Origin of the sequence: Bradyrhizobium sp. NAS96.2, assembly GCF_001908235.1 — a bacterium.
GTDB lineage: Bacteria > Pseudomonadota > Alphaproteobacteria > Rhizobiales > Xanthobacteraceae > Bradyrhizobium.
In genome coordinates this window covers 1-8528 of sequence record NZ_LGHK01000285.1, presented here as the reverse complement: position 1 = coordinate 8528, position 8528 = coordinate 1, and the positions used below count along the sequence as shown (strand labels likewise).

Annotated in this window: 5 protein-coding genes and 1 pseudogene; 4 read left to right on the top strand and 2 right to left on the bottom strand. The window is 65.1% G+C overall.

Translation table 11 applies throughout. From position 1 onward, the window contains the following. Both AC628_RS46270 and lysA read left to right on the top strand, forming a co-directional pair. A pseudogene (locus AC628_RS46270) lies at positions 1-160 on the top strand (LPS translocon maturation chaperone LptM); the annotation flags it as partial. A gap of 99 nt (positions 161-259) precedes the next feature. Continuing rightward, positions 260-1525 carry a diaminopimelate decarboxylase gene (lysA, locus tag AC628_RS39625; protein WP_074132118.1) on the top strand — a complete coding sequence of 422 codons (1266 nt, stop codon included), beginning with the start codon at positions 260-262 and terminating at the stop codon, positions 1523-1525. A 207-nt stretch (positions 1526-1732) separates the two neighbouring features. On the opposite strand, the gene AC628_RS39620 is transcribed toward lysA, so the two are convergent. Together AC628_RS39620 and AC628_RS39615 are read right to left on the bottom strand one after the other, a co-directional pair. Further along, positions 1733-2644 (bottom strand): NAD(P)-dependent oxidoreductase, encoded by a 912-nt coding sequence (locus AC628_RS39620; protein ID WP_074132117.1) that lies wholly within the window; start codon positions 2642-2644, stop codon positions 1733-1735. Positions 2645-2839: 195 nt separating this feature from the next. Next, positions 2840-3223, bottom strand: a complete 384-nt coding sequence (locus AC628_RS39615) for a carboxymuconolactone decarboxylase family protein (protein WP_018268955.1) — start codon at positions 3221-3223, stop codon at positions 2840-2842. Positions 3224-3394: 171 nt separating this feature from the next. On the opposite strand from AC628_RS39615, the gene AC628_RS39610 reads away from it, so the two are divergent. After that, positions 3395-6004: a TIGR02302 family protein gene (locus AC628_RS39610; protein ID WP_074132115.1), complete on the top strand. Its 2610-nt coding sequence runs from the start codon at positions 3395-3397 to the stop codon at positions 6002-6004. Between the two features lie 855 nt (positions 6005-6859). Continuing rightward, positions 6860-8528, top strand: a 1669-nt coding sequence (locus AC628_RS39605; protein WP_074132114.1) for a hypothetical protein, incomplete at its 3' end; no start/stop codon positions are given.

The window sequence follows — 8528 nt, the reverse complement described above, 5'->3', positions numbered from 1 at the left end:
GACCGCGAACGCCGCGCCGGGCGCAGCACCGAGCGACACCGAGAGCGAGCGGGCGGCGCAGCCCAGCGTGTTCAATCCGACCTATGGCTCGGAGGCCGCGCCGGCCGCGACGCGTGGCAATAAACGGCCCTTCGTCCTCGATCCGCTGCTCGGCAATTAGTATTTCGAGCATGATCCGGAAAAGTGCGAAGCGGTTTTCCCTCGCCACAAGCGCGCAACGCGTTTGCGCGGAGGTCATGCTCAAACTACCTAGCGTGTCATGAACCATTTCGACTATCGCAACGGCGTGCTGCATGCCGAGGCGGTCAATCTCATTGAGCTCGCGGAAGCCGTCGGCACGCCGTTCTATTGCTATTCGACGGCGACGCTGGAGCGGCACTACCGGGTCTTCACCGAGGCCTTCGCCGGCGAGAAGGCGCTGGTCTGCTACGCCATGAAGGCGAACTCCAACCAGTCGGTGCTGCGCACGCTGGCCAAGCTCGGCGCCGGCGCCGACGTGGTGTCCGGCGGCGAATTGAAGCGGGCGCTGGCCGCCGGCATCCCGCCGTCGAAGATCCTGTTCTCCGGCGTCGGCAAGACCGAAAGCGAGCTGCGCGCCGCGCTCGCCGCCGACATCCTCTGCATCAACATCGAGTCCGAGCCGGAGCTCGAGATGCTGTCGCGCCTTGCGGTCGAGATGAAGACGACCGCGCGCATCTCGGTGCGGGTCAATCCCGACGTCGATGCCGGCACCCACGCCAAGATTTCGACCGGCAAGTCGGAGAACAAGTTCGGCATTCCGATCGCGCGCGCCCGCGAGGTCTATGCCCGCGCGGCAAAGCTGCCGGGCATCAAGGTCACCGGCACCGACGTGCATATCGGCAGCCAGATCACCGATCTCGGACCGTTGGAAGTCGCCTTCCGGCTGCTTGCCGAATTCGTGCAGACGCTGCGCGCCGACGGCCACGATATCTCGCATGTCGATTTCGGCGGCGGCCTCGGCATTCCCTATTACATGGACCGCGCCGCGCCGCCGGCACCGGATGCCTATGCCGCGATGGTCAAGCGTGTCACGCACAATCTCGGCTGCACGCTGATGTTCGAGCCGGGCCGCCTGATCGTCGGCAATGCCGGCATCCTCGTTGCCCGCGTGATCCATGTGAAGCCGGGCGAGGCCAAGAACTTCGTCATCATCGACGCCGCGATGAACGATTTGATCCGGCCGACGCTGTATGAAGCGCATCACGACATCTTAGCCGTGCGCGAGCCGGCCGCGGGCACGCCGACCATGGTCGCCGATGTGGTCGGTCCGGTCTGCGAGACCGGCGACTATCTCGCGCTCGACCGCGCGCTGCCGCAGCCGAAGGCCGGCGATCTTCTCGCGATCATGACCGCGGGCGCCTATGGCGCGGTGCAGTCCGGCACCTACAACACGCGGCCGCTGGTGCCCGAGGTGCTGGTCAAGGACGACCAGTACGCCGTGGTCCGCCCGCGCATCGACGTCGACGCGCTGATCGCGATGGACAAGCCCGCGCCGTGGTTGTGAGCCGCTGAGCGCGCTTCACTAACGGTGTCGTCCCATTGGCCTCGTTAACGGTGTCGTCCCTGCGAAAGCAGGGACCCATAACCACCGAACGTGGTTGTTGTGCTGCGCTGGGGCCCCAGCTCAACTAAATCACTGGCGTCTGTGGTTATGGGTCCCGGGTCGCGCTTCGCTTGCCCGGGACGACGGCGTTTGTTTCGTCGACGACGCTTACTTCGCGGCGTGACTGCCTTTTCCGCCGCCACCCACGATCACACCTGCGGCCTTCTCGATCGGCTTGATCGCCGCGGTGAAATCCGACTCCGGTCCCTCGTCGCGGATGATCACTTCCCAGAGCCGGCCGACCGCTTCGGCGACTTCCATCGAGAGCCCGAGCGCGCGCATTTCCTCGACGGCAAGGCGGACGTCCTTGACCATCAGACCGGTGGCGAAGCCGAAGTCGAAGCTGCGCGGCAAGACCGAGCGCGGAAACTTGTCGCGGCTCGCGGTGTTCAGCCCCGAGCCGGCGTTGATGACGTCGATCATCACGGCCGGATCGAGCCCGGACTTCACGCCCATCACGACGGCCTCTGACGTTGCGACCATCGCGGTCGCGGAGAGGAAGTTGTTGGCGAGCTTCATGGTCTGGCCGGAGCCCGGCTTGGTGCCGATGAAGAACACCTTGCCGATCACGTCGAGCGCGCCCTTGACCAGTTCGAAATCGGCGCGCGGGCCGGACACCATCACCGCCAGCGTGCCCTTCTCGGCGCCGGACACGCCGCCGGAGACCGGGCTGTCGATCTGCACGATGTTCTTCTTGGCCAGCAGATCGTGGATCTTCACCGCCATCCGCGAGCCCACGGTAGACAGGTCGATGAAGCGCTTGACGCGCGTGCCCTCGATCACGCCGCCTGCGCCGGTTGCGACCTCGAGCGAAGCCTGCAGCGAGGGCAGGCTCGCCATCACGGTCTCGACGCGGTCGGCGATGTCCTTCGGCGACGATGCTGCCGCAGCGCCGAGCGCAACCAACCTGTCGCGCGCGTCCTTGCTGGTGTCGAACACGGTGAGCTTGTGGCCGGCCTCGATCAGCCGGCGCGCCATCGGGAAGCCCATCTTCCCGAGGCCGATGAATCCGATTTCCATGGGTCGTTTCCTCTACGTCGTTATGCGGCGAAGTCGCGAGCCCCGCATTCAATGTCGTCCCGGCGAAGGCCGGGACCCATTACCGCCGCGACCTGATTTTGTGATCCGCTGGAGCCCCAGCATGTTCTCACCACGAAGGCCTGTGGTTATGGGTCCCGGCCTTCGCCGGGACGACGATGCGGAGGCAGCAGCGGCTCATGCCTTGTTGTCGAGCTCGGCGAACACCTCGCGCGCGATGCGGAAGCTGTCGACGCCGGCCGGGATGCCGGCATAGATCGAGACCTGCATGAAGATCTCGCGGATCTCGTCGCGCGACACGCCGTTGGTCAGCGCGCCCTTGATGTGCGCCTTCAATTCGTGCGGCCGGTTCAGGATCGAGATCATCGCGAGGTTGAGCATGCTGCGGGTTTTGCGCGGCAGCTCCTCGCGGCCCCAGACCGCACCCCAGCAATATTCCGTGACGAGTTCCTGGAACGGCTTGTTGAAGCTGTCCGAGTTCTTCAGCGCATTGTTGACATAGGCCTCGCCGAGCACCGCCTTGCGGATTTCGAGCCCCTTGTCGTGCGTCTTCTGGTCCATATGGTTTCCTCATGCGTTAAGGCGTTGGTTCGGCCGGGACGTTACGGGGTCGAACCGCCGCAGTCACGCCTTCGTGTTATGCGTAATTCCCGGTGTGGGTTACGCCCCGGAACGGGTGCCTCAAAGCCGCCGCCGTGCTAGGCTGACATGCCGGCTACCCCGGAGATTTTATTGAGCGGAGCCAACATCGACCCGTCTGACAGCCCGTCACGCGCCGTCCGCGACAGCGAAGCGATCGCGCGGCTGAAACTGACCGAGGCTTTGCAGCGGGCAAAATTCGCGATTGCGTGGGAACGGGCCTGGCCGCATCTGGCGCGGTTCCTGGCGGTTGCAGGGTTGTTCTTGGTCGCATCCTGGGCCGGGCTATGGCTGGTGCTGCCGTTTGCCGCACGGCTCGCTGGCGCCGGCCTGTTCGCGCTGGCCGGGCTCGCGGCGTTGGCGCCGCTGGTGCGCTTCCGCTGGCCGAGCCGCGAGGAGGGCCTGAGCCGGCTCGATCGCGGCGCAGGGATCCGCCATCGCCCGGCGACTACGCTCTCCGACACGCTCACCAACAAGGACCCGTTCGCGCTGGCGCTGTGGCAGGCGCAGCGCGAGCGCACGCTGGCCTCGATCAAGCGCATCCGCGCCGGCCTGCCGCGACCGCGCGTTTCGCTGCATGACCCCTGGGCGCTGCGCGCGCTGGTCATCGTGATGCTGGTCGCGACTTATGTCGCGGCCGGCGACGAGCGCGGGCTGCGGATCGCCTCCGCGTTCGACTGGAACGGCATCATGGCGCCGGCCAATGTCCGGGTCGACGCCTGGGTGACGCCGCCGAACTACACCGGCAGGCCGCCGATCATTCTCTCCAACGCCAACAAGGACGCCAACGCGGCCGACACCACCCCGCTCGCGGTTCCCTCGGGCAGCACGCTCTTGGTGCGCTCCAGCGGCGGCACCATCGACGTCGTGGTCGGTGGCGGCGTCACCGAGGTGGCGCCGGAGGGGCAGGCGCCCAAGGGCACCAATGAGCGGCATTTCAAGATCACCGGCGACGGCACCGCGCATGTCCGCGCGCCGGCCGGTCAGCCGCAGTGGAAATTCACCGCGATGCCGGACCGTCCGCCGTCGATTGCGCTCGCCAAGGATCCGGAGCGGCAGGCGCGCGGCGCCTTGCAGATGTCCTACAAGCTCGAGGACGATTACGGCGTCACCGAAGCGCGCGCGCAGTTCGCGGCGCGGCCCGCTGATGCGGCGAAGGACGCGACCAAGGATGCCGACGGCAAGGCCGCACAGCCGCGGCCGCTGTTCGAACCGCCGCAGTTTCCGCTGGTGCTGCCGAATGCGCGCACCCGCAACGGCGTCGGTCAGACCGTCAAGGATCTCAGCGAAGACCCCTATGCCGGCGCCGACGTGACGCTGACGCTGACCGCCAAGGACGAGGCCGGCAACGAGGGCAAGAGCGAGCCCTTCAACATGCGCTTGCCGGAGCGGCTGTTCACCAAGCCGTTGGCGCGCGCGCTGATCGAGCAGCGCCGTATCCTGGCGCTCGATGCCAACCAGAACGGCCAGGTCTACGCCGCGCTCGATGCGCTGATGATCGCGCCCGAGATGTTCATGCCGGAGACCGGCCATTATCTCGGCCTGCACACCGTGGCCCGTCAGCTCGAGGCGGCGCGTACCGACGATCAGCTGCGCGAAGTCGTCGCCAGCCTGTGGGCACTCGCCGTCACCATCGAGGACGGCAATATCAGCGATGTCGACAAGGCGCTGCGCGCGGCGCAGGACGCGCTCAAGCAGGCGCTGGAGCGCGGCGCGAGCGACGAGGAGATCAAGAAGCTCACCGACAATCTGCGCGCTGCGCTGGACAATTTCCTGCGCCAGATGGTCGAGCAGTTCCGCAACAATCCGCAGCAGCTCGCGCGGCCGCTCGATCCCAACGCCAAGGTGCTGAGCCAGCAGGATCTCAAGAACATGCTCGATCGCATGGAGCGGCTGTCGCGCTCCGGCGACAAGGATGCGGCCCGGCAGCTGCTCGAGCAGATGCAGCAGATGCTGGAAAACCTGCAGATGGCGCAGCCCAATCAGGGCGACGACGACATGCAGCAGTCGCTCAACGAACTCGGCGACATGATCCGCAAGCAGCAGCAGTTGCGCGACAAGACCTTCAAGCAGGGTCAGGATTCCCGCCGCGACCGCATGCGCGGCAAGCAGGGCGATCAGTCGATGGGCGACCTGCAGCAGGATCAGCAGGCGCTGCGCGACCGCCTGAAGAAGCTGCAGGAAGAGCTCGCCAAGCGCGGCATGGGTCCGGATCAGCGCGGCCAGAAGGGCCAAAAGGGTCAGAAAGGCGATCAGGCCCAGCAGGGCGAGCAAGGCGGCGACCAGGGCGATGATGACGGCGACGGGCTCGACCAGGCCGATTCCGCGATGGGCGATGCCTCCGGGCGGCTCGGCGAAGGCAATGCCGACGGCGCGGTGGATTCGCAGGGCCGCGCGCTGGACGCGCTGCGCAAGGGTGCGCAGAGCCTTGCGGACGCGATGCAGCAGGGCGATGGCGACCAGCCCGGCGATAGCCCCGGCAATCGCGCCGGCCGCCAGCAGAGCGGCGGCAACCAGACCGATCCGCTCGGCCGCCCGCTGCATGGCCGCGAATTCGGCGACGACTACACGGTGAAGATCCCCGGCGAGATCGACGTCCAGCGCGTCCGCCGCATCCTCGAAGAACTGCGCCGCCGCCTCGCCGATCCGTCACGCCCGCAGATCGAGCTCGACTACATCGAGCGGCTGCTGAAGGATTATTGATCCCGCCATCATCTCTGCTGTCATCGCCCGGCTTGCCGCCTCCGCTAAAGCTTCGGCGCGCCTGAAGCGAGAAAGCCCCGTCGAAGCCTTGGCGTAGACGGGACCGGGCGATCGAGTATTCCAGAGACATCGCAGCATGAATCGACAAGCCGCACGTACGAATGCTTCGTCTGCACGGCGCATGGCGAGGATCGGTGCGACGACGCGAGCACTCGTGACGTGGCAGGCATCAGCTTCTGTAAGCCGGCAGAGCGTCAATCGTCGCGCTGCAAGTCTGACTTCCAAGCGACATCGATCGAGTAAGGACATCGATCGAGCGCCTGGGTTCCTGGAGTTGCACGCTAACTTCGCAGCAACCGTTGACGCTGATCCGACTGTGCCGAAACGTCGCTTGCTGGAGCGACGATTGCGGTGTGAGCAAACGCACCGCGCAGATTTTTCACTAGAAAGTGATTGAATAACTCGTCAAAGTTTGCTTATTTAATTTGCTTATTGCCCAAGCGCGGGGCGCGAACCTCCAAATCGGCTGTCGCGGACCGCGTGAATTTGACGAAAGTGTTTTCTGGTTTGCTTGCCCTCGCGGGAGATATTTGCCCGCGGATAGGAGGTGCAATGCAGCAGCGGTGCATCATTCAATTGTCGGGGCTCCCTCTCTCAAACGGCGCTTCGAGCACAGTCAACCCGTCGAACGAGAGCTAGCAACAAGCTCTTCAAACGGCCGCGCTTTGCTTTGGTCGGGCCTTCTGATTGCCAACACTGACGGCTCCCTGCGGCGAGCACGCCCCGAGGAGAGACGCGACGCGCAGGACCGCGCGGCGCATAGCAGAATTTTCTCAAATTTCTGAGGAGCAGGCTATGTCACTCACCATCACCGGCAAAGTTATTGAGGACGAGAACCTCGGTTTAACAACTCTGGCGACCGATAACGATGTTGCCCCCGACACTGACAGCAACGTCATTCTCTCCACCTTCCAGAGCAGCATCAGCACCGCATCGTCTCTGGGTGCTGAGCTCAAGACGCTGGGCATTTATCCCGATACGACCACGAACGCCGGCGCCGGCACGACGGCGGCCATCGGCATCGCCGAGAATGCGATCGTCAGCACCACCGACCAGAATTTGAAGTTCACTACCGGCAGCGGCGGCGCGCTCAACGGCGTCGATACCGGCTTCAAGGCCATCGACGGCAACGAGATCTTCCTCTTCTCCGACTCGAGCAATCCGGACATCGTGCTCGGCCGCGAGACCAACAGCACCGGCACCGTCGCCTTTGCACTCCTGTTGCAACCGACGAGCGGCGGCGCAACCATCTGGATCGTGCAGTACGAGGCACTCTTCAACACGAATCCGTCCGCGGGAGAGGACGCCAACACCCTCGATCTCACCAATAAGATTTACGTCAGCGGGTCGTCCACCTCAACTTCATCGTTCAACATCGGCACCAAGATGCCGGGACAGAACTACTGGTTGCCGTTCGCCAACACCACCGGCACCCAGACTGTCATCGTGACCGGGCTCGACGCGAGCACGTCCAGTCCCGACACCGTCAACACCAGTTCGGTCGGCGACGGCAGCGACAGCCAGGCAGTCACCCCCGGCCAGGCGCTGCGCTTCGATTTCGTATCGAGCTTCACCGGCGGCTCCACCAAGGACAAGACCTTCCTCACCGACGGTTCACTCAACACCCTCGTCTATACCGAAGGCACGGGGGCGAGCTTCGACATCAGCCAGGTGACCCCCACCCATAGCCTGGTCAACGTTAAGATCATCGCCCAGAACGAGTCCGCCGGCACGTTCGGCGCCACACAGACCAGCATTTCCACCAACACGGTCGCGATCGGCGAGATCAAGGTCTGGACCGGCGGGATCGGCGGGACCCTGATCGCCGACTCGGCGCGGACGACCGGCAACAACGGCATCACCTTCGGCGGCAGCACGAGCGCCCCGAACGGCACTGTCAACGGTCTCACAGCGGGTGAAACAATCCAGTTCACTTCCCTGAACAGCGCGCAATTCGACCAGTTCGTGGTCGTGAACACCCTGCCCCCGGGCAACACGCCGGGCTTCGATATTCTCAACGTCACGGAAGCGCAGACGAACACGACCACCGATACCACGGAAGCCGGCTCGCACATCATCTTCGAGGACAGCGTTCCGACCGCGAGCACCAACACGCAGACGGCGACGGTCGACGAGGACGCGCTCGCCGGCGAGACGACCGGTGAGACGGGTAAAGGAGGATCGGCCACCGGGAACGTGTCGAACCTGTTTAATTCGGGCGTGGACACGCCGCTCACATTTGCGCTCTCCGGCTCCACCTCCGGGCTGCCGACGCTGACGTCGGGCGGCGTGGCGGTGACCTATGCGATCACGAGCGACGGTACCACCGACACCCTGACTGCAACGAAGGTGGGCGGCGGAACCGTGTTCACCTTCGCGCTGACCGAGGCGACGGGGGCCTACACCTTCACGCTCTCGGCCCCGATCGACCAGGACGAGAGTGGTCCAGCCAACAGTGCCGGCG